We start from the raw sequence: 26698 nt of genomic DNA, 5'->3' as shown, positions 1-26698 counted from the left end.
GGTAGAAGCGGATGGCCGAGAAAATTCGCCTGGCATCCGGCTGCCCAGAGCTAGCTTGCCGCGTGCCGCCGGGCCTCGACTTCACGGGCGACGAACTGGTGGCGCGCGATCTGCGCCACGTGGTCGAAATCGTGCAGAATCTCCCGCAACTCGCGCCTGAAGGCGTTGCGCCGCTCAGCCAGGTCCGCGGCAGGCTCCAACAGGTGCTGATCGGCGACCACCTGGCGGGCGGTGGCGAACAACAGCGTCGACACCGGTTCGCTGCCGCTGACCCGGCCCTGCGCGACGTATTGGCGGCCGACGCCGAGCGCCAACTGGGTCAATTCTTTCTCACCGATATCGGCCGGGGCGTCGCGCAGAACGTCGGAGACGATCTCGTACGCCTCGAAAAAGACCCGGAGCATAGCGTCCGACATCAACGGCCGCTTCTCGAAGAGCATCGCGTCGATCCGGTCACCGCCCGCCGCGACGTGCGCTTCCCAATCCTGATGCCACGCCATCTCTTCAGCGATGTTGTCCCGGAACGCCGCTGAATCGGCGAAGTAAAAGTCGAATTTCAGCAGGTCTCTCAGCCGCATGGTCTGTTTCCAGAACGCCTCCACCCGATCGCCGTCGGCGTGCCCGGCATGGGCCAGCGCCAGCTCGACGATCGCGGTCTCCAGAAAGGCGTGGATCACCGAGTTGCGGTAAAACGCTGCGGCGTGCTCGTCTTCGGGCGCGATGCGCCACACCGGTTCTCGACCACCGTCCACACGGGTGACCGGATGCCCATTGGACAGCGCATCCACCGCCGCGCGGACACCCTCCGGTGTGCGTAGCCGCAGCGCACTGGTAGACACCGGGGTTTGTTTGCGCTCGAGGTAGTCCAGCGAATCCTGCAGGGTGTGGTGCAGCTGGCCAAGCGTCAACGCCACGCCGTGGGTGGTCAGCAGCAGCGCAGATACCAGCCCGGTGGCGTTCACCGGTGTTGCCCGCAGGATCCGCCACGCAACCTCGAACGACATCTTCTGCAGGGCAAGGCGTCTGGCGGCTTCATCTTGCGCGACCGAGCCACCCGGCGGCCCAAGGTGTTGGCGCATCGAGACGGCCTCGGGAAAGCGGACATAGATTTTGCCGTAGTTGCGTTCGCCCTGGGCTTTGATGAAGTTGTACAGCCAGCTGAAACCCTCTGGCCGTTTTTCGCCACCGCGCGCGTAGGCGGCGTATTCGGCGGTTTCATGCAATTGGTCGAAGCTGATCGAAACACCTTGCAGCAGAATGTCGTCGCTGCGGCCGTCCAGATACGCGTCGGCCACATAACTCATCAGTCCAAGTTTGGGCGGCAGCATCTTGCCGGTGCGCGAGCGGGTGCCCTCGATTGACCAGCTCAGGTTGAATCGCTTCTCGACGACGTAGCCGACGTACTCTTTGAGCACGTATTTGTAGAGCGGGTCATTGCCGATGTTGCGCCGGATGAAGATGACGCCGGAGCGGCGCAGCAAGGGGCCCATCACCCCGAATGCCAGATTGATACCGGCGAAGACATGCACTGGGGGAAGCCGGTTTTCCTGCATCGCCACCGGCATCACCGCACCGTCGATGTAGGACCGGTGCGAGAACAGCAGTACTGCCGGATGCGTTTCCAGCGCGGTGCGCATCGCCGCTACCTGGTACTCGTCGTAGTCGATTTCCGGCTCGAATCCCCGGCTGAGCATTCGGCCCAGGACGGACACCATGTCGACCGATACCCGGCTCCACCCGGTGGCGAGCTCATCGAGCATCTCGCCGGCTTTCTCGACCGTGGCCCCTGGGATCTTCTCCAGCCCGGCGCGAAAACGCGCGGATGCCAATATCTCTGGCCGGACCAGTCGCGGGGATTTGTATTGCGGTCCCAGAATTCGGTATTCGGCGCGTTCCATCGCCAACAGCGCGCGACGGGTGACGAAGTGCGCGAATTCCCGCGGATTGTCGCCCACCGTGATGTCCCGCCACTGCTGGCGCAGCTCGGAGACCTTCGCCGATTCGCCGGCCACCACGCGGGCACGAGAAGGCGCGGAGCGCACGATCTGCCGCTGCTGACGCTCGTTGGGGTGATACGGATCGCGTCCCGGCAGCAGCGCCGACACGCGACTCAATGCCGACGCGTCGGCACGCGGCATCCAGAACACCCGCACCGGCACGATCGAACGGTCCTCGTCAACCTCGAGTTGCTCGACGAGCTGCGCGAAGTCGGCGGGTTGCGCGTTGCGTGGGGGCAGCCGCAGCACCACGATCTTGGTCTCCGGGTAGCGGGCGCGCTGTCCATCCAGCCAGCGCTCAAGCAGATCCGCTTCGACCGGTGAGGACACCGACGCCAATACCAGCGTGTCGCCGGTCGTGGTGAATGCGCTGGGATCGGCGGCAACCGACGTCACGATCGTCCTTTCGGCCGTGGTGCACGTGGTTGAGGCTCGGCCTTCGCCGCCTTCTTGGCGGGCGCTTTGCGGGTCTTTGTCGCGCGCTTGCGCGGTGCGGCCTTGGTTACCCGGCTGTATAGCGCGGCTTCCGGGAGCTCGTCGACGGGCCAGTCCGCCAGCGCGTCCAGATACAGTTGGCGAACTTCGGCGATCCGGTCCGGCAGCGCGTCCAGCGTCCAGTTGCTGACCGAAATCGGCGGGAAGACAGCGACATCGACCGTGCCGGGATTCATCGTGCTGGAGTTTCGGGCGGCGACGACCTCGGCGTTGCGGATCACGATCGGGACGATGGGAATCCCCACCGCCATCGCCATGCGGAAGGCGCCTTTTTTAAATGGCCCGACGGTCGTGGTGTCCAGCCGGGTGCCCTCGGGCGCAATCACGATCGAAAGCCCGTTTTTGGCGCGCTCTTCGGCCTCGTGCAGCATCTCCACCGCGGCGTTCGGATCGTCGCGGTCGATGAACACGGTGTCCAGCAGCTTGCCGAGCGTGCCCATGACCGGGTCGCTGGCCAGTTCCTTCTTGCCGACGCCGACCCAGTTGTCGCGCACCAGCGCCGCGGTGATGACCGGATCGGCCTGGTTGCGGTGATTGAAGAGGAACACCGCCGGCCGCTGCGCGGTCAGGTTCTCGCCGCCGACGACGTTGAGATGTACGCCGCTGGCGGCCAGCAACAGCTGCGACCAGGTTGAGGTGAAGAAGTTCACGCCGCGGCGCCGGCTACGGGTCAGCAGGCCGATCCCGACCGCACCGGCGGCGACCGGGACCATCGAGCCGATGCCGACCACTGCGCGCAGCGGCCCCGTGATCCCGCCTCCGCCGCGGCTGGTGAACCGCAGAATGGGCCAGCCGCGCCGACGGGCGACGGCGGCCATCTTGCCTTCCGGATTGGTCGGGCGCGGGTTGCCGACCAAATACATCAACGCGACATCCTCGTCGCCGTCGGCGTAGAAGTAGCTGTCCGTCAAGTCGATGTCGTGCTCGGCGGCAAACCCCTGCACGGCCGTGGCTTTGCCCGGTCCCCACAGAATCGGTTTCACCACACCGCCGGTGAGCACCCCGTTCTCGTCGGTCTCGAACTTGTTCGTCAACGTGTTGGGAATGCCGAGGAACCGGGCCACCGGCTCGACCTGCAAGGTCAGCGCCGACGAGCTGAGCACCACGGTGTGGCCGCGAGCTTGATGCGCGCGCACCAATTCCCGCATTTCCGGATAGATCCGGCTCTCGATTTTCTGGGCAAACAATCGCTCGCCGATTTCTTCCATATCGCTCATCGGGCGTCCGTGCAGCGCCGAGGAGGCCTTGAGGATGAGTTCCTCGAACTCGATGCGGCCGAGCTGGTGGTTCAGGCCGGCCTGGATCATGCCGATCAGCTCACCCACGCCCATCTCGCGACGCCGGAAACGCTCCTGGGTCAAGATCACGCCGGTGAATCCCGCGACCAAGGTTCCGTCCAAGTCGAAGAACGCGCCGATCTTGGGGCCGGGCGGGCTGGCCATGATCTCGGCCACCGAGCCGGGCAGCCGTAGATCACGGGGCGTCTTTCGCCCCGAGCGGTCCTCAGCGGCCGTCATGAGCCCGATGCCGATCGGCTCGATTCGACGGACGCGGCGGCGAAGGAGGCGGGCACCGCATGCGGCGCAGGCTCGCCGGCCAGCGCGAGGATCTCGTCAAAACCCTCCAACAGGCAGCGGGCGAACAATTCCTCATGCCGGATGGCGGCCCGGTCGTAGCGCGCGGTGATCGTGCACATCCCGCCCCGCGATATCAGCACGACCATTATCGCCACTCCGGGTAAGGGACCGATGCCGTACTGGCGCAGTACTTTTGCGCCGGCGATGTAGGTGTCACCGGGATAGACGGGCAAGTTGCTGGCCTGCACGTCGGCGCTGACCACCGAACCGGTCATCGACTCCAGCAACGGCGCCGGCAACACACTGAGCACCGGTGCGATGGACCCGATGATGTCCATGGCCGGCTCTTCGCGGCGCTGCGTCATCTGCGCGCGGATCTTGCGCATCCGAGCCACCGGATCGGCCGTCCCCACCGGTGCCGCCAGGTTGACCCCGGTGAACCGGTTGCCGCCGGCGGGATCGGCTTCGGCACGCAAATTCACCGGTACCGCCATCGGCATAGTGGCAATCGGCACGCCGAGGGCTTCGTGGTAGCGCCCCAGCGCCCCGCACAGGCCGGCCAGATAGGCGTCGTTGATCGATCCGCCGCCGCTCTTGGCGGCCCGGTGCAGATCCGACAGCGGGATATCGAGTGCCTCGGTGCGGGTGGCCAGGCTGCGGCGGCGCAGCAGCGGCGACGGTTCGGCGGCCCGGCTCATCACCCGGACTCCCGAGCGGGCGTAGCTCAGCGCTCCGGCCAGCGCTGATGCCGGGCGCAGCACCGTCCGGCCGACCGCCGACGCCGCTCCCCACAACGCGCCGCGCACGCCGTCGACCACCGTTCCGGGCAGCTGGTTGATGCCTTCGCGCATCAGGTCGTTGGCGGACAGATCTTGCGGAATGGGTTGTGGCGGCGCGGGTACGGCCGGCGGATCCCGCTCGAGGTCGTAGATGTGGGCGAACATCTCCACGCTGCCGACACCGTCGGTGACGGCGTGCGACAGGTGCAACAGGGTGGCCGCCCGTCCGTCGGCAAGGCCCTCGATCAGGGTGGCGGTCCACAGCGGCCGCGCGATGTCCATCGGCGACTGCAGCATCACCTCGGCGAGGTCGACCACTTCGCGTAGGGTGCCTGGCGCCGCGACGCGCATCCGTCGCACATGGAAGTCCAGGTTGAAGTCGGGATCGACCACCCAGCGCGGTGCAGCCGTCGGCAGCGTCGGCACGACGACTTTCTGCCGAAGCCGCAACACGCGCCGGGATGCATTGTCGAACCGGGTCCGAAAACGCTCCCAGTCCGGGGTGGTGTCCAAAATTTCCAGCGCCATGATCCCCGAGCGCGTCCGTGGGTTGGCTTCTCCGCGGTGCAGCAGATAATCGACCGCTCCCAGCGCGGTAGGCAATCCGGCCGCGTCGACCGACTCAGCCATCCTGGCCACCCCCAGCTCGACGCGTCAGCCCTGACTTCGCCACTCCGCCCTCCGTTTCACACGCTCACACAACGCTAGTCCGGTTGACGCGGCGGCGGTAGCCGAATGTGCGGATCGGCTCACTGGAATGAACACCGATGGAATTACAACGAAATAGCCTGGCGGGCGGTTGAATTGGTAATTCAGCCGGTCGCGCGTCGGGCAATTGGGGTCGCCGATGTAACACGTTTGCGCAAAACACGTCTGCGGGAGCGCAGATAGCGTCCATAGACGACACCGAAAAAATCGGCGACGGCGTCGGCCACCAGCTGTGACCGGACGGTTCCCACCGTATCGAAGGCGTGGTGAGCGTTGGGCAGCTCGGCGTGGCACACGGTGCGGGCGCCCGCGTCGCGTAGCGCGGTCGCAAAGGTCTGGGCCTGCGCCCGGGGAATCAATGAATCGTTCTCGCCGTGCAAGACGAAAAACGGCGGAGCGCCATTGTGCGCGTGTGAAATCGGCGACGCAGATTCGAACAGCCCCGGGTCGTCGGAATAGCGCTTTTGCATAACGAAGCGCTCCAGGAACGGCAGCATCAGCTCGTGCATTTTCGCGGTGTCGGTGAAGTCGTAGACGCCGTAGTACGGTGCAGCCGCCTGAACCGTCGTGTCAATCTCTTCGAATCCGGGTTGCAGCCGCACGTCGTTAGCGGTGAGCGCCGCCAACGATGCCAGGTGGGCGCCCGCGGAACCGCCGGTGACCGCGATGAAGTTCGGGTCACCGCCGTAGACGGCGATGTTGTCACGGACCCAGGCTATTGCCCGCTTGACGTCGACGATGTGTGCCGGCCACACCTTGCCCGGACTCCTGCTGTAATCGATCGACACACAGATCCAGCCGAGTTCAACCAGTCGGCCCATCAGCGGATAGGCCTGGCCCCGTTTGCCGTTGATGGCCCACCCGCCACCTGGGACTTGGATCAGGACCGGGGCCTGACATCCTTCCGCCAGGTCGGGATGGCGCCAGATGTCCAGCAGATTGTGGCGGCCGCCCGGACCGTAGGCGATATTCGACGTCTTGGCCGCGTAGCGGCGGCGATGCCCGGCGACGTGCAGCACGCCACGGCGGGCACATTCGGGCCGGTCGGTGACGGGGTGGGACACCAGATCGCGGACGTTCGGTCCGAAAGACTCCTCGAGCGCCGCGCCCAGGATGTGGTCGGCCCGCTGGGCCGCCCAGGTCGTCGCAACCCGGCCTACCGAGAGTGGGGTCACCCCCGAGAGCGCATGCCCGGTCACCACGTGCGGCGGAAATTCCGCCGATAACCAGCCCGCGAACCAGCCCAGCAGCGATGGGGACCCGCGCAGCAGCAGCGCTCCGGTGCGATAGGCGTCGATCGGGACGGCCGCCAATTCCCGTCCCTGTCGCATCGCTTCGGCACCCGCCCGCGAGCACCGAGTCGTCACCGTCATGGCCATGCTCATAACACCGCCGCTCCTCGCAATCGGCCACACGCGTCGCCGCCCCGGCTGCTTGAGGCCATCGGTAGCGTACGTGTGTCGCGGCTCACACACTAGCGAATCGTCGTTCCCGCCCAGGGGATTTCGCGCGGCGTTGCGTGTCCGGGCTGAGCGTTTCGCGTCGTTGGATACACTGACCTGGGCATAAAACTTTTCCGGCCCCCGTAGCTCAGCTGGACAGAGCGCATGACTTCTAATCTTGTGGTCGCAGGTTCGAGTCCTGCCGGGGGCACCGACCTGACACTGATGTGACAGCTGGGGCATTTGAGACGCCCAGATCCAACCCACGGAGGTGCCCTGTGCCCGATCTCGTGCGTTACACCGTCGCCAATCGCGTCGCGCTGATTACCGTCAACGACCCCGACCGGCGCAACGCCGTCTCCGCCGCGATGTCCGCGCAGCTGCGGACCGCCGTCGAGCGGGCCGAGGCCGATCCGGACGTGCACGCCGTCGTCGTCACCGGCGCCGGCAAGGCGTTTTGCGCCGGAGCTGATCTGACCGCCCTCGGTGAGGCGGCCGAGGAAGGACTGTTGCAGATCTACGACGGCTTCATGGCCGTCGGCAAATGCACGTTGCCTACGATCGCCGCGGTCAACGGCGCGGCTGTCGGCGCAGGACTGAACCTGGCGCTGGCCGCCGACGTGCGCATCGCGGGGCCTGCCGCGGTGTTCGACGCCCGCTTCCAGAAGCTGGGACTGCACCCCGGCGGCGGTGCGACCTGGATGCTGCAACGGGCGGTCGGTCCGCAGGTCGCCCGCGCTGCCTTGCTGTTCGGTATGCGTTTCGACGCGGAATCCGCTGTGCGCCATGGGTTGGCGCTGAGCATTGCCGATGATCCGGTGGCCGCCGCGCTGGAGTTGGCCGCCGGGCCTGCGTCCGCCCCGCGCGTGGTCGTGGTGGAGACCAAGGTCACGATGCGCGCCACCGCCAATCCCGGTTCGGTTGACGACGAGCAGCACGAGTCGGCCAAGCGCACTGAGCTCGGCCCGCAGGCCAAATCCATTCGGTCGCCGGAATTCGCCGCAAGGTTGGCCGCCGCGCGACGCGGGTAGCACCAGTGGCGATGGCCGGGCCGGTCTGCCGCCTGGATGTTTGACGGTGTCTCTCCCTGGCTATCTCGGAAGCGTCCGGGAGGGGGCGTCATGACCGAAACTGTCGACTCAGTTGGCCAGCAGGCGGCCAGCGCATGGGAGCAGTGGCCCGGTAAGGCGTATCCGCTGGGCGCGACGTACGACGGGTCGGGCACCAATTTCGCGGTGTTCAGCGAGGTCGCCGAGAAGGTGGAGCTCTGCCTGTTTGACGCCGACGGCGTTGAGTCCAAAGTGGCTTTGCTCGAAGTGGACGGATTCGTCTGGCACGGCTTCCTGCCCCAAGTCGAACCGGGTCAGCACTACGGCTATCGGGTGCACGGGCCGTATGACCCGGCCGCCGGGCACCGCTGCAATCCGAACAAGTTGCTGATCGATCCGTACGCCAAGGCGATCGACGGCAACTTCGAGTGGGACCAGTCGCTGTTCAGTTACAACTTCGGCGATCCCGACAGCCGCAATGACGACGACTCCGCACCGCACATGCCGAAGGCGGTGGTGATCAACCCGTTCTTCGACTGGGGCGCCGATCGACCGCCAGGCCACGAGTACGCCGACACGGTCATCTACGAGACGCACGTCAAGGGCCTGACCCAACTGCATCCCGACATTCCCGAGCGGATGCGCGGCACCTATGCCGGCATCGCGCACCCGGCGATCATCGAGCACCTGCAGAGTCTGGGGATTACCGCTATCGAGCTGATGCCGGTACACCACTTCGCGAACGACTCGACGCTGGTCGACAAGGGCCTGTCAAACTACTGGGGCTACAACACGATTGGGTTTTTCGCACCTGATTTCAAATACACCTCCAGCACCACCCCCGGCGGGCAGGTGCAGGAGTTCAAAGCGATGGTCCGCACCCTGCATGAAGCCGGCATCGAGGTGATCCTCGACGTCGTCTACAACCACACCGCCGAGGGCAACCATTTGGGTCCGACGTTGTCGATGCGCGGGATCGACAACGCCGGCTACTACCAGTTGGTCGACGACGACCGGCAGTATTACATGGACTACACCGGAACCGGCAACAGCCTCAACGTGGGTCATCCCCACACGCTGCAACTGATCATGGACTCGTTGCGGTACTGGGTCACCGAGATGCATGTCGACGGTTTCCGATTCGACCTGGCCTCGACGCTGGCCCGCGAATTCTACGACGTCGACCGGCTGTCGGCGTTTTTCGAACTGGTCCAACAGGATCCGACAGTCAGTCAGGTCAAGTTGATCGCCGAGCCGTGGGACGTCGGGCCGGGCGGCTACCAGGTCGGAAACTTCCCGCCGCAATGGACTGAGTGGAACGGCAAGTTCCGCGACACCGTTCGCGATTACTGGCGCGGCGAGCCGGCGACCCTCGACGAGTTCGCTTCCCGGCTGACCGGCTCGGCGGATCTCTACGAACACACTGCCCGGCGCCCAGTGGCCTCGATCAATTTCGTCACCGCGCACGACGGGTTTACGCTTCGGGACCTGGTCTCCTACAACGAGAAACACAACGAGGCCAACAAAGAAGACAACAACGACGGCGAGAGCAACAACAAGTCCTGGAACTGTGGTGTGGAAGGCGCGACCGACGATCCCGAGGTCAACGCGCTACGTGCTCGGCAGCAGCGTAACTTTCTTGCGACAACGCTGTTGTCGCAAGGCGTCCCGATGATTTCTCACGGTGACGAGCTCGGCCGTACTCAGAACGGCAACAACAACGGATTCTGTCAGGACAATGAGCTCACCTGGGTTCATTGGGATAAGGCGGACACCGAGCTGGTCGACTTCACGCGTCATGTTTCCGCGCTGCGCACCGCTCACCCGGTGTTTCGCCGCCGCCGGTTCTTCAACGGGCTGCCGGTACGGCGTCGCGGTGCCGAAGGACTGCCCGACATCTCCTGGCTGCAACCCGACGGATCGGAAATGAGCGACGAGGACTGGGAGTCCGGATTCGGTAAGTCCATCGCGGTCTACCTGAACGGCCTGGGTCTGCCCGACCTTGACAGCCGCGGTCAGCGGGTGACCGATGACTCATTTTTCCTGTGCTTCAACGCACACCACGAACCGATTGAGTTCACGCTGCCGCCAATGGAATTCGGCCAGGCCTGGATACCGGTAGTCGATACTGCCAAGTTGGCCGCGAATGGTGAAGAGCAGAAACCGATCACCGCCGGGGGCACTGTCCGCGTGGAGGCACGGGCGATGGCGGTGCTGCAAGCCGACTCTGACTGACGACGGCGCGAGGGGATCCTTCGAAGCGCCTTGACTCAATCGGCACGGCCCGGTGTGGTGATCCCGGCCTCGACGACCGACATGAATGTGGTCAGATCGGAGATGAGGTTTTCGATATTCCGTGATCGTGGAGGATCCGCTTCGTGAAGCCAGTCGGTTACGGTCTCGAACAGTCCGCCGATGGTGGCGACCGCCAGGGCGTGATAGTCGATATCGTCTCTGTGCGTGTCGCCGCCGGTTGACTGCGTACGGCGCCAAAACGCCTCGACGAATGACGCTCCCCAACGGCGGTTCTCTCGCCGTTGGGCCTCGACTCGCGGTGAAATACCTGCAGATTCACCGAAGCTCACCACCGCGATGCGTGGGTCGTCGACCAACGCGTGGGCGAAGGCGGACACGAGGCGACGTACCGTTTCTTCTTCGTCTTCGTCGTCGGCCGACTCCTTTAAGGCCTGCGATACCTGTTGTTCGACCCGTTCGGCTAACTGACGAAGCAGCGCCAAATAGCAGTCTTCTTTGCTGTCGAACAGTTCGTAGAACGCTTTGTTGCCGACGTAGGCGGTCTGGCAAATTTGCTCTATGGACGTTTTGGCGTAGCCGTCGCGGGCCAACAGTTCGAACGCTGCCGCCAAGATTTGCTCGCGACGCTTGGCGCGTCGTTGTTCTGCGTCTAGACCGCGGATCGTGCGCCCACCCTGCGGCGTTGCCGACGCTAGCCGGGGCGATCCGGGCTGCGCGGGTGTACGCAAAATTCTCATGGTGCCGCATTTTAGCTATCCCGACGCGTTTCGACTTGTCCGGCTCGCCGCTGCCAATGCCAGGCCAACAAACTTCTTGATAAGAGCTCTTGTTCCCAACTGGCCTCCGTGTTATAACGTTGATCACCATTCAGTCCTGCAGGTCGGACCGCCCGCGCCTGACGGGGAGAGTTCCGCGTCGGAATGTCGGACCGTACGAGGGGTGGTCCCGACTACGGGCTGACCATGGGGTCGGCCCGAAATGCAGAGCCGAAATCTGTGTGGCCTGGGAGGCTCGATGTGTGGCGACGGTGCTTCATCGGCAGACTCCAGTCACTATCGCGGCCCAGAGCGCCGTCGCTCCAGAAATTCCGGCCAATCGCCTGCTGACGTGCTGCGCGAGATGCCGGCTCTGGTGGTCCTTGACAGGCTGCCGATTCCGACGCTTGCGGTCGACTCACACGGCACGGTTCTGTACGCGAATCCGGCGTTTGCCACCATGCTTGGCTATTCCCCCCACGACGCGATGCGAGAGCTGCGATTCGAGAAAATCTTTCGAACCCTGCCCAGCGGCGGGACGGTAGTCGACATCATGGGTGCATATGCCGATGAACTTGTCGAAATGGCACATTGCGACGGATTCAACGTGCGGGCCCGTATGAGCAAGCCGGCGCTGGTGCGTCAGGACGAAAATATCGCGCTAACAACGTTTCACGAGCTCACCGACCAGTTGTGGCACGACGGGCACTAGCAAAGTCCCTACAAGCCCGCTATACCCGTGAGCTTCCAGAGTCGGCCGCCAGCTTCACGATCCGCTCCGCTCGCCGCAACACCGGCGCGTCCACCATGAGGCCGTCGAATGCAAAGACACCGCGGTTATCGCCGGCGGCGGCCAGCACGCGACGCGCCCACTGCACCTGATCGGCCGAGGGCGCGTAGCCGGCGCGGATCACCGAGACCTGGCTGGGATGGATAGCAACCTTGGCGTCGAAGCCGACCGCGACGGCGTCGTCGACTTCGCCGCGCAGCCCGTCAAGGTCTTTGATGTCGAGATAGACCGAGTCGAGCGCGAGGCGGCCGTATGCCTTGGCCGCCAGCAGCGACTGCGAACGGACGTGACGCGCCACTTCGCGGTAACTACCGTCCGCGTAGCGGTTATTGGTACCGCCGAGCACGGCGAACAGATCTTCGGCGCCCCACATCACCGCGACAGCATTGTCGGCGCGGACGTTCTCGGTGACCCTGAGGGCGCCCAGTGGTGATTCGACCAGCACGATGACGTCGCGCGGCGCCAGCGTAGCGACCTGTTCGGGTGCTTCGCATTTGGGCAACATCACGGTGTCGTAGCGGGTACGTGCCAACGCTTCCAGATCGTGTTGTTGGTCGGAGGTTCCGAATGGATTGACCCGCACCACGGTGCGCGCGGGGTCGAGTGGCACGTCGACGAGTGCTTGGCGAGCGGCCGGCCTGTCCGCGGCAGCTACCCCGTCCTCGAGGTCAAGGATCACGACATCGGCTGCCGCCGCAGCTTTTTTGAACCGCTCCGGGCGGTCGGCCGGGCAGAATAGCCACGCCGGCCCAGGGTTCTGCAGGCCCATCAGCCGGCGGCCTCGGCCGGCCGCATTCGCACCATAGTCTTGCGGGACGCGGTGGCGACGACATCATCATGCTGGTTGCGCCCGGTGTGCGCGAAAGTCACGATGCCCTCCCCTGGCCGACTCTTGGATTCCCGTTTCTCGGTGATCACGGTTTCGGCATACAACGTGTCACCGTGGAACAGCGGTTTGGGGAACGCAATTTCGGAGAATCCCAGGTTGCCGACGATCGTGCCCTGGGTCAGCTGTGCGACCGATAATCCGACCAGCGTCGACAGCGTGAACATCGAGTTGACCAGCCGCTGATTGAACGGCGGCAGCGCGTCGGAGAACGCCGCGTCCAAGTGCAGCGCTTGGGTGTTCATCGTCAACGTCGTGAACAGCACATTGTCGGCTTCGGTGATCGTCCGGCCGGGGCGGTGCAGATAGCGCACGCCGGTCTCGAACTCCTCGAACCACAGTCCGCGCTGGACGACTTCGCGCTCATGCGAACTCACAGGCCCACCTCTCGGGCGATCAGCATCAATTGCACTTCGCTGGTGCCCTCGCCGATCTCCAGGATCTTGCTGTCCCGGTAGTGACGGGCCACCGGGAATTCGTTGATGAATCCATAGCCGCCGTGAATCTGGGTTGCGTCGCGGGCGTTGTCCATGGCCGCCTCGCTGGCCACCAACTTGGCGATCGCGGCTTGCTTCTTGAACGGTTTGCCGGCCAGCATCAGCGCGGCGGCGTCGTAGTAGGCGGTGCGGGCGGTGTGGGCGCGCGCCTCCATCCGCGCGATGGTGAACTCGATGGCCTGATAGCGGCTGATCGGCTGGCCGAACGCCTCACGCTCCCGCGCGTATTTGACGCTCTCGTCCACACAGCCCTGGGCAGCGCCGGTGGACAGGGCAGCAATCGCAATCCGGCCCTCGTCGAGAATGCGCAGGAAGTTCGCATACCCGCGACCGCGTTCGCCGAGCAGGTTTTCCTCGGGCACCCGCACGTCCTCGAAGGTCAGCGGGTGGGTGTCGGAAGCCTTCCAACCGACCTTGTCGTAGGCCGGTTCGACGGTGAACCCCTTGGTGGGCCGCGGTACCAGGATCGACGAAATCTCTTTTCGGCCATCCCGTTCACCGGTGACCGCGGTGACCGTGACCAGTGTGGTGATGTCGGTGCCCGAGTTGGTGATGAATTGTTTGGACCCGTTGATCACCCAGTCACCGTTGTCGAGGCGTGCGGTGGTCTTGGTGGCGCCGGCATCGGTGCCGCCACCGGGTTCGGTCAGGCCGAACGCGCCCAATGCACGCCCACTGGCCAACTGCGGCAACCACTCCCGCTTCTGCTCGTCGCTACCGAACCGGTAGATCGGCATGGCGCCCAGTGACACACCGGCCTCGAGGGTGATCGCCACGCTCTGGTCGACCTTGCCCAGTTCCTCCAGGGCCAGGCACAGCGCGAAGTAGTCGCCGCCCATTCCGCCCCACTCCTCGGGAAACGGCAGGCCGAACAGACCCATGTCGGCCATCCCGGAGACGACCTCATAGGGAAATGAATGCTCGGCGTCATGGTGGGCCGCGACCGGCGCGACGACGCTCTGCGCGAAATCGCGCACGGTCTTGGCCAGCTGTTGATATTCGTCGGGAAGCATCCCGGTCGCTAAGAACTCAGTCATTGGTCATCCTTTGTCATTGCTTTGGTACCCACCGTGATTCGGGCCAACGGCTGGCCCACCTTCACCTGGTCGCCGACCCCGACCAGAAGCTGCACGACGCCGTCGACGGGGGCCGACAGTGCATGCTCCATCTTCATCGCCTCGACGGTGACGACAACGGTCCCCGCCGTGACTTCGGCGCCGTCCTCGACGCCCACCGCGACCATGGAGCCAGGCATCGGGCTGGTCAATTCGGCGTCGCCGCTGATTGCATCGTCGGGTCGTACCGGTGCTTCGCGGACTTCCTCGAGCACCACGGTAGCGCCGCTGCCGGCCAACCAAATCTGGTGGTCTGCTTCGGCGACGGTGTACTCGGTGCGCACCCCATCCAGGGTGATCGCCAACCGGTCTCCTGTGAATTCTGCGCGCAGCGAGTGGTTTTCGCTGTCTTCGATGCGCGCCGTGGCGTCAGCGGGGCTTCCGGTGAGGTGAACGTGGTCGGTGCGGTCACCGGCGCGCAGCCGGATGGTCACCGGCGCGGCCGCCCCGACGCGCCAGCCGGACGGCACCGCCCACAGGTCGGCGCCCGGCGCCGGCCAGAGCCGCAACCACCGGTAGGCCGCCGCGGCGAAAAACTGGTCGTCGGTGGGCGGCGCCGCGGTGAAATCCCCGGCCCGCCGGTCCAGCAGTCCGGTGTCGAGCCGGCCGGCGGCGACGTCGGGGTCGGCCAGCAAAAACCGGGCGAACTCGACATTGGTGACCACACCGAGCACCGCCGTCTCCGATAGCGCCCGGTCGAGTGCGCGCAACGCAGCCGGCCGGTCTGCGCCATGGGCGATGACTTTGGCCAGCATCGGATCGTAGTCGCTGCCGACGACCGTTCCGGTGCGCAAGCCCGAGTCCACCCGCACGCCAGAACCGTTGGGTTCGACCAGCTCCAGCACGTCACCGCCGGTGGGCAAAAAGCCGTGGGCGGGATCCTCGGCGTAAACCCGGGCTTCGATGGCGTGCCCGTGCATGGCGATATCCGGCTGTCCTGCGGTCAGCTTTTCCCCCGCGGCGATGCGGACCTGCCACTCGACCAGATCCCAACCCGTCACCATCTCGGTGACCGGATGCTCGACCTGCAGCCGGGTGTTCATCTCCATGAAGAAGAACTCGTCGGGCCGGTCAGCCGAGACGATGAACTCCACCGTGCCGGCGCCGGTGTAGTCCACGCTGCGCGCGGTGTCGCAGGCCGCGGCGCCGATGCGGGCCCGGGTCTCGGCGTCCAGCAGCGGCGACGGCGCTTCCTCGATGACCTTCTGATGCCGTCGCTGCAGGCTGCACTCCCGCTCGCCCAGGTGCACCACGTTTCCGTAGCTGTCGGCCACGACCTGGACTTCGATATGCCGGGGCCGCAATACGAATCGCTCCAGAAAGAGCGTGTCGTCGCCGAACGCGGCGGCCGACTCGCGGCGCGCGCTCGCCAGAGCGGCGGGCAGGTCCTCGGGACGTTCGACCAGCCGCATGCCTTTGCCTCCCCCGCCGGCCGACGGCTTGACCAACACGGGGTAGCCGATGTCGTCGGCGGCGGCGATCAGCTCGGCGTCGGTCAGGCCCGGCCGGGCGATACCGGGAACCACCGGGACGCCGAACGCCGCCACGGTGGCCTTGGCGGCGATCTTGTCGCCCATGGTCTGGATGGCCGCCACCGGCGGGCCGATGAAGGTCACTCCTGCCGCGGTCAGTGCGGCTGCGAAAGCGGCGTTCTCGGAGAGGAACCCATACCCGGGATGCACCGCTTGTGCTCCGGTGCGCTGTGCTGCGTCGACGACGGCGGCGATGTTGAGGTAGCTGTCCCGGGCGGGTGCCGGTCCGATCGCAACGGCCAGGTCCGCTTCGGCGACGTGACGGGCGGCGGCGTCGGCGTCGCTGTAAACGGCCACCGCACGGATGCCCATGGTCTTCAACGTACGAATCACCCGGACGGCGATCTCACCGCGGTTGGCGACCAAAACAGTATTGAAGTCCATCACACTCACATCCGGAATACGCCGTAGGAGACCGGCTCCACGGGCGCGTTCGCCACCACCGAAAGAGCCAAGCCCACAACGGTTCTGGTATCGGCGGGGTCGATCACGCCGTCGTCCCACAGCCGGGCCGTCGAATAGTACGGGTTGCCCTGGTGTTCGTACTGCGCGCGGATGGGGGCCTTGAAGGTGTCCTCCTCTTCGGCCGTCATCTCGCCACGCACCGTCGCCAGCACCGAGGCGGCCTGCTCGCCGCCCATCACCGAGATCCGGGCGTTCGGCCACATCCACAGGAAGCGCGGTGAATACGCGCGACCGCACATCGAATAGTTGCCCGCACCGTAGGAACCGCCGATCACCACGGTCAGCTTGGGCACCCGAGCGCATGCCACCGCGGTCACCATCTTCGCGCCGTTTTTGGCGATACCGCCCGCCTCGTAGTCACGGCCCACCATGAACCCGGAGATGTTCTGCAGGAACAGCAGCGGCACCATCCGCTTGTCGCACAACTCGATGAAATGTGCACCCTTCAACGCGGATTCGGAGAACAGCACACCGTTGTTGGCAATGATGCCCACAGGATGGCCGTGGAGGCGGGCGAATCCGGTGATCAAGGTGTTTCCGTACTCCGCCTTGAACTCGCTGAATTCGCCGCCGTCGACGACGCGGGTGATGACGTCGTGCACGTCGTAGGGAATCCGCGGGTCGACGGGCACCACATCGTAGAGCTCGGACTGATCTGCGACCGGTTCCACCGTCGGCACGACGTCCCAGGCCCGCGGTTGCCGCGGGCGCAGCGTGGAGACGATGCGCCGGACGATGCGCAACGCATCACGGTCGTCGTGCGCGAGATGATCGGTGACACCGGAGGTCTTGGAGTGCAGGTCACCGCCGCCGAGCTCTTCTGCGGTGACCACCTCTCCGGTGGCGGCCTTCACCAGCGGCGGCCCGCCCAGGAAGATGGTGCCCTGGTTACGCACGATGACGGCCTCGTCGCTCATCGCCGGCACGTAAGCTCCACCGGCCGTGCAGGATCCGAGCACAGCGGCGATCTGTGGGATGCCATCGGCACTGAGCTTGGCCTGGTTGTAGAAGATCCGGCCGAAATGCTCCCGGTCGGGAAACACCTCGTCCTGACGCGGTAGGAATGCGCCGCCGGAGTCGACGAGATAGACGCAGGGCAACTGATTCTGCCCGGCGATTTCTTGTGCCCGCAGGTGCTTTTTGACGGTGATCGGGTAGTACGTGCCGCCTTTGACGGTGGCGTCGTTGGCCACGATCATGCACTCGCGGCCGGAGATTCGACCAATGCCGGTGATGATGCCCGCGCCGGGGCACTCGTCGTCGTACATGCCATCGGCGGCCAGCGGCGCGACTTCCAGCAACGGGCTGCCGGGGTCGAGCAGGCCGTCGACGCGATCGCGCGGCAGCAGTTTGCCCCGGTCGACATGGCGTGCGCGAGCACGTTCCGAGCCACCCAGGGCTGCGGCGGCGAGTTTGTCGTGCAACTGTGCCACCAGCGCACGGTGCGCCTCGCGATTGGCCGCCGCAGAGGTCATGTATCTTCCGCCGATTTCGGTTAATGACGACTAACTCGTGTTATGTTAGTGGCGATTAACCGAACTGTCCAGGAGGCCGTTATGGCAGCGTCTGCCCCGGCCGACCCCGAGGTCCCCAATCGTCGCAGCCAGTTGAAGTCCGACCGGCGTGCGCAACTGTTGTCGGCGGCCGAGCGGCTGTTTGCCGAACGCGGGTTCCTGGCGGTGCGGCTGGAGGACATCGGCGCGGCGGCCGGTGTCAGCGGTCCGGCCATCTACCGGCACTTCCCCAACAAGGAGTCGCTGCTGGTCGAACTGCTGGTGGGGATTAGTACCCGGTTGCTCGCCGGGGCGCGGGCAGTGCGGTCCGCTAGCAATGACGCCGACGAGGCGCTGGACGGCCTCATCGATTTTCATCTCGACTTTGCGCTGGGCGAGCCGGATCTGATCCGCATTCAGGACCGCGACCTGGCACATCTGCCGGCCACCGCCGAGCGGCAGGTGCGCAGCGCGCAACGGCAGTATGTCGAGGTCTGGGTGGGCGTGCTGCGCGAGCTGGCGCCCGGCCTGCCCGAAGCCGACGCACGGCTGATGGCTCACGCGGTGTTCGGCCTGTTGAACTCGACACCGCACAGCATGAAACGCGACACCCGGGCCGCGCGCTCACGCGCGGTGATGCGGTCGATGACGGTCGCCGCGCTGTCTGCCGGTGGCGAGAGGCAGTGATGCCGGCCGCTGAGGTGCGTCAATAGCCTGCATCGTTCTGCAGGTACCCTGCCACCATGAGGTGGGCATGAACGATCCACGTCGCCCCGGGCACTTCCGCGGGTCACGGCAGGAGGCCGAACCAACCGAGCGGCTGCGTCAGCCTTATCCGCCGTACAGCGATCCCGCGTACGGCGGTCAATCGTCCTACGGGCCTCCGCATCGCCCCGGACCTACCGAAACCAATCCCACCGAGAAGCTGCCCCAGTACTGGATGCAAGACCAGTGGTCGCAGGGTCAGCCGCCACAGGACCAGCCGCCGCAACGTCCGAAAGCGCCGCGCTGGTTATGGATTGCCGCCGCCGCAGCGGTGTTGTTGGTCATCGCTATGGTGATCGCGTTGGTGATCGCCAACGGCTCGGCCAAGAACCAGACCACCGTCGCGCCGCTGCCCACCATGTCCGGCTCGAAGGCCCCCTCCTCGACCACGTCGAGATCGCCGAGCAGCAGTGCCGCCGCGCCTAGTCAATCTGCTGAACCAAGTGAGACGACCGGCGCGGCAGGTACCGACACCGTCGTCTACAACGTCAACGGCGACGGCCGGGCGATCAGCATCAGTTATGTGGACAACGGCGGCGTGCGCCAAACCGAGTTCAACGTGCCACTGCCGTGGAGCAAGGAAGTCAGCCTGCCGAAGTCCGGCGACCAGAAAGCCAGCGTCGCGATTGTCAATATCGGCCACAACGTCACCTGCACGCTCACGGTGGCTGGTGTGCAGGTGCGCGAGAAGACCGGTGTGGGCGTGACCGTCTGCGACGCACCGGATTAGGCGGCGATCGCCAGCGGTGTCACCGTGGAGCGCTCGGCAGCCGAAGCTCGGCGGGAGCACCCGCAGGCACCACCGGGTTCAGCGGCGGCACGGGCGCGATCATTTCGTATCCGGCACCGAGCGGCGGCCGAGAATCCGCCGCACATTTGTTGGGCCAGAACGCGCTTGCCCGTTCGGCCTGGGCAGTGATGGTCAGCGACGGGTTCACGCCGATATTCGCCGAGATCGCCGCGCCGTCGAACACATGCAGGCCGGGGTAGCCGTAGACCCGGTGATACGGATCGATCACGCCCGTGTCGGGCGAGTCGCCGATCGCGCAGCCGCCGAGAAAGTGCGCGGTCATCGGCACGTCGATGATTTCGCCGACACTGCTGTATGGCAACCCGTCGATCTCCCGGGCCATCCGGCGCACCGCCTCGTTGGCCGCAGGAAGCCAGGTCGGATTCGGCACGCCGTGGCCCTGCCGGGACGACAGTTTGAAACCACCCAACCGGGTCCGCTTCGGAAAAAGCGTCAGCGAGTTGTCCTCGGTCTGCATCACCAGCGCGGCTATGGTGCGCTGCGACCAGTCGGTCAGGCCGACGTACACCGAGGCCGCCTGCGCCGGATGACGGATCATCTGGCCGATCCATTTCAGCCACCGCGGGACCTTCCCGCCGCCGTCTGTCATCACCGTGGCCAGCAACCCCATCGTGTTGGAGCCCTTGCCGTAACGGCATGGTTCGATGTGCGTCTTGTCGTCGGGGTGAATGGATGACGTAATCGCGACACCCTGGTGAAACGCCGCGCCCTTGCGGCGGCGCAGTTTCACACTGGCTGCGCATATCGCTTCGGAGTTGGTGCGGGTCAGCACCCCGAGCTGATCCGAAAGCCTCGGCAGAACACCGTCTGCCTTCATCCGATGCAGCAAGCTCTGTGTGCCCCAGGTTCCGGCAGCGAAGATGACCTGCTGTGCGGTGAGGGTGCGGGCAGTCTTCTTGGGACGCCACGTGCCGGTACGCACGGTGTCCACGGCGTAGCCGCTGCCCTCTAATGGCCGCACCGCGGTGACCGTGGTGAGGGCGTGGATGTGTGCTCCGGCGCGCTCGGCCAGGTAGAGGTAGTTCTTCATCAGCGTGTTCTTGGCATTGTGCCGACAGCCCGTCATGCATTCGCCCACTTCGATGCAGCCCTTCCGGCGCGGACCCATCCCACCGAAGAACGGGTCGGCGAACTCCACGCCAGGAGCTTTGCGGTTGTCGGGCCCGAAGAACACACCCACCCGCGTCATGCCGAACGTGTCGGCGACGCCCATTTGATCGGCGACGCGTTGCATCACGCGATCCGACGGTGTCATGGTGGGGTTCGTCACCACGCCGAGCATCCGCTTCGCCTGGTCGTAGAACGGCTCCAGTTCGGATTTCCAATCGGTGATGTGCGCCCATTGCTGATCGTTGTAGAACGCGTCCGATTTGGGCTGATACAGCGTATTGGCGTAAACCAACGAGCCGCCCCCCACCCCGGCACCGGCCAACACGATCACGTCAGGTAGCACATGGATGCGCTGCATGCCGGTGCAGCCCAGCTTCGGCGCCCACAAGAACTTGCGCAGCTGCCAACTGGTCTCGGGAAACTCCGCGTCCTCGAACCGGCGGCCAGCTTCGACGACGCCGACCGAATAACCCTTCTCGGTCAGTCGCAGCGCCGCCACCGACCCGCCGAATCCCGAGCCGATGACCACCACGTCATAATCGAATGGTCTTCGATGGGTGTGTGGTCCCGGGTTGCGAAGGGTGGTCATGGATTTCGCGCTCCTGTTGAAGCTGGTGGGGTACGGTGCGACGCATCCGTGACGTAGTGAACCGGATCGAAGAATCGGGTCTTGCGCCGGTAGTCGAAGGTGAAGCTAGGCCAGTTGTTAGTGTTCTTGCCGGCCTCAGTGACATACCAACTGTCACAACCCGCTTGCCACACAGTTTTTTTCAGCAGTTGCTGCACCGCTGAGTTGTATTCCTCATGGGCCTCGGGCCGCACGTCGAGCCACTTCGCTGCATGACTTGCGGCGTATCGCAGGGCTTCCAGCACATAGTCCGTCTGGCTTTCCAACATGTAGATGATCGAATTGTGGCCCAGGTTGGTATTGGGCCCGTACAGGATGAACATGTTCGGGAATCCGGGCACCGCAATACCTTTGAATGCCTCCGCGCCGCCATGCTCTTGCCACACGTCGTGCAACTCTCGGCCGCCACATCCGGTGACGGTCATCGGGGCCAGAAACTCGTTGGTGACAAATCCGGTCCCGAAGATGATCGTGTCGACGGCGCGTTCGCTGCCGTCGGCGGCCACGATCTGTGTCGGCCGAACTTCGTCCAATCCCGCGGTGATCAACTCGACGTTGGGCCGGTTCATCGTCGCGTACCAATCGTTGGAAATCAGAACCCTTTTGCAGCCAATTGGGTAGTCGGGACGCAACTTGGCGCGCAGCTCCTCGTCCGCGACCTGAGCGCGCAGATAGCGTTCCCAAACCCGCTCGAAGGCCTTGACCCCGATGCCTTTGGTCAGCGGTATCACTCGCGCCTCGTGGTAGGCGTACTGGCGGGCGCGGCTCGCGACCAACGTCGCCGGGAAGTGCCGATAGAGATACTTCTCGAGCGGCCTGTAGCGTCGGTCCGGTTTGGGCAGCACATATGGCGCCGAGCGCTGAAGGACATACATCCGCTCGACCAACGGCGCGATCTGCGGTACGAACTGGATTGCCGAAGCGCCCGTGCCGATGGCCGCAACCGTCTTGCCTCGCAGGTCGTAGTCGTGATCCCACCGTGCAGAGTGAAAAGCCTTGCCCGAAAACGATTCTAAGCCGGCGAACGTCGGATCAGCTGGCAGGCTCAGTTGACCAGTGGCCGCCACGAGATACGTTGACGTGATCTCGCCGCCGCCGCGCAGCGCTACCGTCCAGGTGCCCGCGCTCTCGTCGAAGTTTGCCGCCTGCACCTCATGGCCGAATCTGATGTGTTCAGTGATGCCGTACTTCGCCGCGCACTGGTCAACGTAGCTCTGGATCTCCGGTTGGGTGCCGTACTTGCGCGACCAGTCATGGCTCGGCTCAAACGAGTACGAGTACAAGTGTGACGGCACATCACAGGCGGCGCCCGGATAGGTGTTGTCCCGCCACACCCCGCCAACCCGGTCCCCCTTCTCCAGGATGGTGAAGGGGATGCCGGCGCGGCGCAACTTGATCGCCATGCAGATGCCGCTGAACCCCGCTCCGATGATGGTCACGCCGCCTCGCTGATGTGACGCCGATGCCACCTGCCATCTCCTTCTGCACGTCTGTCACGACCGCAGTTGAGTAGCCGATCGCTCCGGGTTAGAAACCGACCGGCGCGCGAGACTGCGACGCCGGCCGGCGCTTTTTGGCATGGCGGCGACATCACGGCGCGGTGCGCGCACCACGAGCATGGCCACCAGTCCGGTACCCAACACCAGACACAGTCCGCCCATGCCGGCACGGACGGCGCCGAACACGTCGACGAAGACAGAGAACAGCCACGGCGCCAAAAACGACACCGCCCGCCCAGTCATCGTGTACAGGCCGAAGGCCACGCCTTCCTTGCCGTGTGTCGACATCCTGAGCAGCAGGGTGCGCGCCGACGACTGAGCCGGCCCGATGAACACGCACAGCAGCAATCCGCAAACCCAGAACGCTCGAGGACCCGACAACGTCAACAAGGTGAGTCCCGTCGCGATGATCGCCGCCAGTGAGCCCACGATCACCGGCTTGGATCCGATCCGATCGTCGACCAGCCCGCCGGCCACCGCACCCAGCGCAGCCACCACGCTGGCGGCCACCCCGAAGATCAGCACATCGGCCGCCGAGATTCCGTAGGCGTTGACGCCGAGCACCGCACCGAACGTGAAGACCCCGGCCAACCCGTCCCGGAAGATCGCGCTGGCAACCAGGAAATACACCAGGTTGTGATCGCGGCGCCACTCGGCCCTCAGGTCCGCCCACAGTTTGCGATAACCGCCCGGCGCCCCCGTGTCGGCCGCGTTGGTTGCCGGCAACCGGTGCGCGGTGAACAGCAACGGCAGGGCCAGGATCGCCAGCCAGGCGGCGGCCAGCAGCATCGCGGCGCGAACGTTCATGCCGTCGGCGGTGGGCAGGTGCAGCAATCCGCGGGTCTTGCCGGTACCGGAGATGAAAGCCAGGTACACCACCAGCAACAACACCACGCTGCCGGCATAGCCCGAAGCCCAGCCCAGACCCGAGATCCGCCCGAATGTCTGCGGGGTGGAAAGCTGCCGCAGCATGGCGTTGTAGGGAACGCTGGCCAGGTCGCCGCAGGCCGCGGTGGCTGCCAGCAAGGCCAATCCGGCCCACAGGTAACCGGGTTGGTCGCGGATCAGGCTCATCGCGGCGGTGAGCACCACCGCCAGACCGGTCAGGGCGGTCAACGCAATGCGCCGGCGGCGCGGGGCTTCCACCCAGACGCCGACGACGGGCGCCAGCAGCGCGATGGTCAGCCCGGCCAGCGCCAGCGAACGACCCAGCCAACTCGCCGGCGTGGTACCGCCGCCGATGCCGACGCCGACGGTGCCGGTCAGATAGACGGAGAACACGAACGTCACCACGATCGCGCTCAGACCGGTGGTACCGCAGTCCCACAACGCCCACGCGAACACTGTGGATCGCCCGGCGGGGCGCGAACCCGCAACCGGGTTGCTCATGCAACGCACTTTAATTACGGTCGCCGACCCGCCGCGCCCGGCTTCGCCGCGCTCGCGATCGGCTCTCTGCTTACGGTCGCCGACCCGCCGCGCCCGGCTTCGCCGCGCTCGCGATCGGCTCCTACGATTGGCCGCATGCCCGTACCCGCTCCCAGCCCCGATGCTCGTGCCGTTGTCACCGGGGCCTCGCAGAATATCGGCGAAGCGTTGGCCACCGAACTGGCCGCGCGCGGCCACAGTTTGATCATCACCGCGCGACGTGAGGATGTGCTCATCGGGCTTGCCGCGCGCTTGGTCGACCAGTACGGGGTCGCCGTCGAGGTGCGTGCCGCCGATCTGGCCGACCCCGCCGACCGGGCCAAGCTGTGCGACGAACTGGCCACTCGGAATATCTCGATCCTGTGCGCCAACGCGGGCACCGCCACCTTCGGAGCGGTCTCGGGTCTCGATCCGGCCGCTGAAAAGGCGCAGGTGCAGCTCAATGTGCTTGGGGTACATGACCTTGCGTTGGCGGTGCTGCCGGGAATGGTCGAGCGGCGGGCTGGCGGCATCCTGATTTCCGGTTCGGCAGCGGGCAATTCGCCGATCCCCTACAACGCCACCTACGCAGCCAGCAAAGCGTTCGTGAACACGTTCAGCGAGTCACTGCGCGGTGAGCTGCGCCGCTCCGGCGTACACGTCACAGTGCTGGCGCCAGGGCCGGTACGCACCGATCTTCCGGATCCGGCCGAGCAGTCACTCGTCGAAAAGCTGGTGCCGGACTTCTTGTGGATTTCCACCGAGCACACCGCCCGAGTGTCGCTGGATGCCCTGGCGCGCAACAAGATGCGCATCGTTCCCGGTGTGACGTCGAAGGCCATGTCGGTGGCCAGCCAATACGCTCCGCGGGCAATCGTCTCGCCGATCGTCGGCAGCTTCTACAAAAAGCTGGGCGAGTGAGCTTCAGCGCTGTCGTCGCGAAACAGAAGCCAGGGTCGTGCTGGGGCGACGATCACAGCCCTGCGTTCTGTTTCGCGACGACTAACGCCGCCGCTTGCCGGTACCCATCATGCCGCGAGTGATTTCGCGGCCCATAGCGGTGCCGGCTGAACGCGCGAAGCTCTTGGCGGCCGGACTGGCGAAGATGTTTTTCACCCAACGGGTGAAGCGCTTCCACCAGCCGAGCCGCTCCGGCTGCGGCTCGGGCGTCGGCGTGCGCTTGCCCTTGGTCTTGGCCGGTGGCGAATCATCCTGCGGCGCTGACTTTTCGGCGGTGAGTTTTTCGTAGGCCGACTCCCGGTCAATGGTCTCGCCGTATTCGGCCTGCAGCGGGCTGGACTTGGCCGCCTGCTTGATGGCGTCGGTGCCGATCGCGGCCATCAGCGAACGTGGCACCCGCATCCGGGTCCACGACACCGGTGTGGGCGCGCCGCGCTCCGAGAGCACGGTGACGATAGCCTCGCCGATGCCCAGCGACGTCAATGCCGACTCCAGGTCGTAGACATCGGTTTTCGGATAGGTCTTTACGGTCTTGGTGAGCGCTTTCTGGTCGTCGGGGGTGAACGCACGCAGGGCATGCTGGACGCGGGCACCCAGCTGGGAGAGCACGTCGTTGGGGATGTCGGTCGGCAACTGGGTGCAGAAGAACACCCCCACGCCCTTGGAGCGGATTAGTTTGACGGTCTGCTCGACCTGCTCGAGGAACGCCTTGGAGGCATCGGTGAACAGCAGGTGGGCCTCGTCGAAGAAGAAGACCAGCCTCGGTTTGTCGGCGTCGCCAACCTCGGGCAGGAAGGTGAACAGGTCGGCCAGCACCCACATCAGGAAGGTGGAGAACATCACCGGGCGTACCGCCTGGTCGCCGAGTTCGAGCAGCGAGATGACGCCGCGACCCTGGCCGTCGAGGCGCACCAGATCGTCGGGCTTGAGCTCGGGCTCGCCGAAAAAGGTGTCGGCGCCTTCGGCTTCCAGGTTGACCAGGGCCCGCAGGATGACACCGGCCGTCGTCGAGGACACGCCGCCGAGGGCTTTCAGCTCCGGCTTGCCTTCATCACTGGTCAGGTGGGTGATGACCGAGCGCAGGTCCTTCAGGTCCAGCAGCTGAAGACCGCGCTGGTCTGCCCAATGGAAGATCAGGCCGAGGGTTGACTCCTGAGTAGCGTTGAGCCCCAACACCTTCGACAGCAGGATCGGACCGAAGCTGGAGATGGTGGCCCGTACCGGCACGCCAATGCCGTTGGTGCCCAGCGACAGGAACTCCACCGGGAAGCCGGTTGCCGCCCAGTCGTCGCCGGTGTCCTTGGCGCGCGCGGCCGTCTTGTCGTTGCCCTCGCCGGCGCGCCAGGCCGGACAGGTCGCCCTTGACGTCGGCCATCAGTACGGGGACGCCGGCCGCCGAGAGCTGCTCGGCGATCAGCTGCAGGGTTTTCGTCTTCCCGGTGCCGGTGGCGCCGGCCACCAGCCCATGGCGGTTGATCGTGGCCAGCGGGATACGGATCTGCGCGGTCGGATCGGCGGTGCCGTCGACGACGACGGTGCCCAACTCCAGAGCCTGGCCATCGACGGCATACCCGGCCGCGATCTGCTGGGCGGGGGTTGTTTCAGAGCTCATGGTGCGGCATGCCTCCTCAGTAGTCCCCAGTAATGCGGGCAAACCCCGACATTAGTGGCACCTGGCGGTG

At 65.4% G+C, this 26698-nt stretch carries 18 protein-coding genes, 1 tRNA gene and 2 pseudogenes; 7 read left to right on the top strand and 14 right to left on the bottom strand.

Features of this window, described 5'->3' with window-relative positions; all coding sequences use genetic code 11:
• Window positions 1-50: 50 nt before the first annotated feature.
• From AC5Y42_RS10150 to lipQ, 4 genes are all read right to left on the bottom strand, one after another.
• Window positions 51-2393 (bottom strand): glycerol-3-phosphate 1-O-acyltransferase, encoded by a 2343-nt coding sequence (locus AC5Y42_RS10150; protein ID WP_499897822.1) that lies wholly within the window; start codon window positions 2391-2393, stop codon window positions 51-53.
• A complete protein-coding gene (locus AC5Y42_RS10145) occupies window positions 2390-4009 on the bottom strand; it encodes an HAD-IB family hydrolase (protein ID WP_499897821.1) in 1620 nt (539 codons plus the stop codon). The genes AC5Y42_RS10150 and AC5Y42_RS10145 overlap by 4 nt, the downstream gene beginning before the upstream one ends.
• Window positions 4006-5478 carry a wax ester/triacylglycerol synthase family O-acyltransferase gene (locus tag AC5Y42_RS10140; protein ID WP_499897820.1) on the bottom strand — a complete coding sequence of 491 codons (1473 nt, stop codon included), beginning with the start codon at window positions 5476-5478 and terminating at the stop codon, window positions 4006-4008. Before AC5Y42_RS10140 ends, AC5Y42_RS10145 begins: the two co-directional genes overlap by 4 nt.
• Before the next feature lie 182 nt (window positions 5479-5660).
• Window positions 5661-6941, bottom strand: a complete 1281-nt coding sequence (lipQ, locus tag AC5Y42_RS10135; RefSeq protein ID WP_499897818.1) for an esterase LipQ — start codon at window positions 6939-6941, stop codon at window positions 5661-5663.
• Between the two features lie 194 nt (window positions 6942-7135).
• Here lipQ and AC5Y42_RS10130 point away from each other — a divergent pair.
• The 3 genes from AC5Y42_RS10130 (at window position 7136) to glgX (ending at window position 10282) form a co-directional block, all read left to right on the top strand.
• Window positions 7136-7209: transfer RNA gene (locus AC5Y42_RS10130), tRNA-Arg, on the top strand.
• A 67-nt stretch (window positions 7210-7276) separates the two neighbouring features.
• Window positions 7277-8029 (top strand): enoyl-CoA hydratase, encoded by a 753-nt coding sequence (locus tag AC5Y42_RS10125; protein WP_499897817.1) that lies wholly within the window; start codon window positions 7277-7279, stop codon window positions 8027-8029.
• A gap of 90 nt (window positions 8030-8119) precedes the next feature.
• Window positions 8120-10282 (top strand): glycogen debranching protein GlgX, encoded by a 2163-nt coding sequence (gene glgX / locus AC5Y42_RS10120; protein WP_499897815.1) that lies wholly within the window; start codon window positions 8120-8122, stop codon window positions 10280-10282.
• A 35-nt stretch (window positions 10283-10317) separates the two neighbouring features.
• Here the strand turns inward: glgX and AC5Y42_RS10115 are convergent, their stop codons facing one another.
• The gene (locus AC5Y42_RS10115) at window positions 10318-10893 is read right to left on the bottom strand and encodes a TetR/AcrR family transcriptional regulator (RefSeq protein WP_499897814.1); all 576 of its coding nucleotides are present in this window, start codon (window positions 10891-10893) and stop codon (window positions 10318-10320) included.
• A gap of 517 nt (window positions 10894-11410) precedes the next feature.
• Between AC5Y42_RS10115 and AC5Y42_RS10110 the strand changes: the two genes are divergently transcribed.
• The gene (locus AC5Y42_RS10110; protein ID WP_499897812.1) at window positions 11411-11770 is read left to right on the top strand and encodes a PAS domain-containing protein; all 360 of its coding nucleotides are present in this window, start codon (window positions 11411-11413) and stop codon (window positions 11768-11770) included.
• Window positions 11771-11789: 19 nt separating this feature from the next.
• On the opposite strand, the gene AC5Y42_RS10105 is transcribed toward AC5Y42_RS10110, so the two are convergent.
• Genes AC5Y42_RS10105 through AC5Y42_RS10085 form a run of 5 tightly spaced genes read right to left on the bottom strand, consistent with a single transcriptional unit; the run spans window position 11790 to window position 17818 of the window.
• Window positions 11790-12617 carry an HpcH/HpaI aldolase/citrate lyase family protein gene (locus AC5Y42_RS10105; protein ID WP_499897810.1) on the bottom strand — a complete coding sequence of 276 codons (828 nt, stop codon included), beginning with the start codon at window positions 12615-12617 and terminating at the stop codon, window positions 11790-11792.
• Complete coding sequence (locus AC5Y42_RS10100) at window positions 12617-13111, bottom strand: MaoC family dehydratase (protein WP_499897809.1); 495 nt, start codon at window positions 13109-13111, stop codon at window positions 12617-12619. The genes AC5Y42_RS10105 and AC5Y42_RS10100 overlap by 1 nt, the downstream gene beginning before the upstream one ends.
• Window positions 13108-14268 (bottom strand): acyl-CoA dehydrogenase family protein, encoded by a 1161-nt coding sequence (locus AC5Y42_RS10095; protein WP_499897808.1) that lies wholly within the window; start codon window positions 14266-14268, stop codon window positions 13108-13110. The genes AC5Y42_RS10100 and AC5Y42_RS10095 overlap by 4 nt, the downstream gene beginning before the upstream one ends.
• Entirely contained in the window at window positions 14265-16262 is a 1998-nt protein-coding gene (locus tag AC5Y42_RS10090; RefSeq protein WP_499897806.1) for an acetyl/propionyl/methylcrotonyl-CoA carboxylase subunit alpha, read from the bottom strand. The genes AC5Y42_RS10095 and AC5Y42_RS10090 overlap by 4 nt, the downstream gene beginning before the upstream one ends.
• Window positions 16263-16267: 5 nt before the next feature.
• Window positions 16268-17818, bottom strand: coding sequence for a carboxyl transferase domain-containing protein (locus AC5Y42_RS10085; protein ID WP_499897804.1), 1551 nt, complete (start codon window positions 17816-17818; stop codon window positions 16268-16270).
• Between the two features lie 81 nt (window positions 17819-17899).
• Here AC5Y42_RS10085 and AC5Y42_RS10080 point away from each other — a divergent pair, with 81 nt between their 5' ends.
• Together AC5Y42_RS10080 and AC5Y42_RS10075 are read left to right on the top strand one after the other, a co-directional pair.
• A complete protein-coding gene (locus tag AC5Y42_RS10080) occupies window positions 17900-18523 on the top strand; it encodes an SACE_7040 family transcriptional regulator (protein WP_499897803.1) in 624 nt (207 codons plus the stop codon).
• Window positions 18524-18590: 67 nt separating this feature from the next.
• Window positions 18591-19331 carry an MmpS family transport accessory protein gene (locus tag AC5Y42_RS10075; RefSeq protein ID WP_499897801.1) on the top strand — a complete coding sequence of 247 codons (741 nt, stop codon included), beginning with the start codon at window positions 18591-18593 and terminating at the stop codon, window positions 19329-19331.
• 19 nt (window positions 19332-19350) lie between these two features.
• Here AC5Y42_RS10075 and AC5Y42_RS10070 read toward each other — a convergent pair whose 3' ends face one another.
• The 3 genes and pseudogenes from AC5Y42_RS10070 to AC5Y42_RS10060 all read right to left on the bottom strand — a co-directional run.
• Window positions 19351-21111, bottom strand: a complete 1761-nt coding sequence (locus AC5Y42_RS10070; RefSeq protein ID WP_499897799.1) for a GMC oxidoreductase — start codon at window positions 21109-21111, stop codon at window positions 19351-19353.
• The gene (locus AC5Y42_RS10065; RefSeq protein WP_499897798.1) at window positions 21108-22619 is read right to left on the bottom strand and encodes a flavin-containing monooxygenase; all 1512 of its coding nucleotides are present in this window, start codon (window positions 22617-22619) and stop codon (window positions 21108-21110) included. The genes AC5Y42_RS10070 and AC5Y42_RS10065 overlap by 4 nt, the downstream gene beginning before the upstream one ends.
• Window positions 22620-22745: 126 nt before the next feature.
• A pseudogene (locus AC5Y42_RS10060) lies at window positions 22746-24038 on the bottom strand (MFS transporter); the annotation flags it as partial.
• 135 nt (window positions 24039-24173) lie between these two features.
• Between AC5Y42_RS10060 and cmrA the strand changes: the two are divergent.
• Window positions 24174-24977, top strand: coding sequence for a mycolate reductase (gene cmrA / locus AC5Y42_RS10055; RefSeq protein WP_499897797.1), 804 nt, complete (start codon window positions 24174-24176; stop codon window positions 24975-24977).
• A gap of 81 nt (window positions 24978-25058) precedes the next feature.
• Here cmrA and AC5Y42_RS10050 read toward each other — a convergent pair.
• Window positions 25059-26628 (bottom strand): annotated as a pseudogene (locus AC5Y42_RS10050) (helicase HerA-like domain-containing protein).
• Between the last annotated feature and the right edge of the window lie 70 nt (window positions 26629-26698).

The organism is Mycobacterium sp. NGS48 (assembly GCF_059812585.1).
This window is presented reverse-complemented; position numbering and strand designations above follow the sequence as displayed.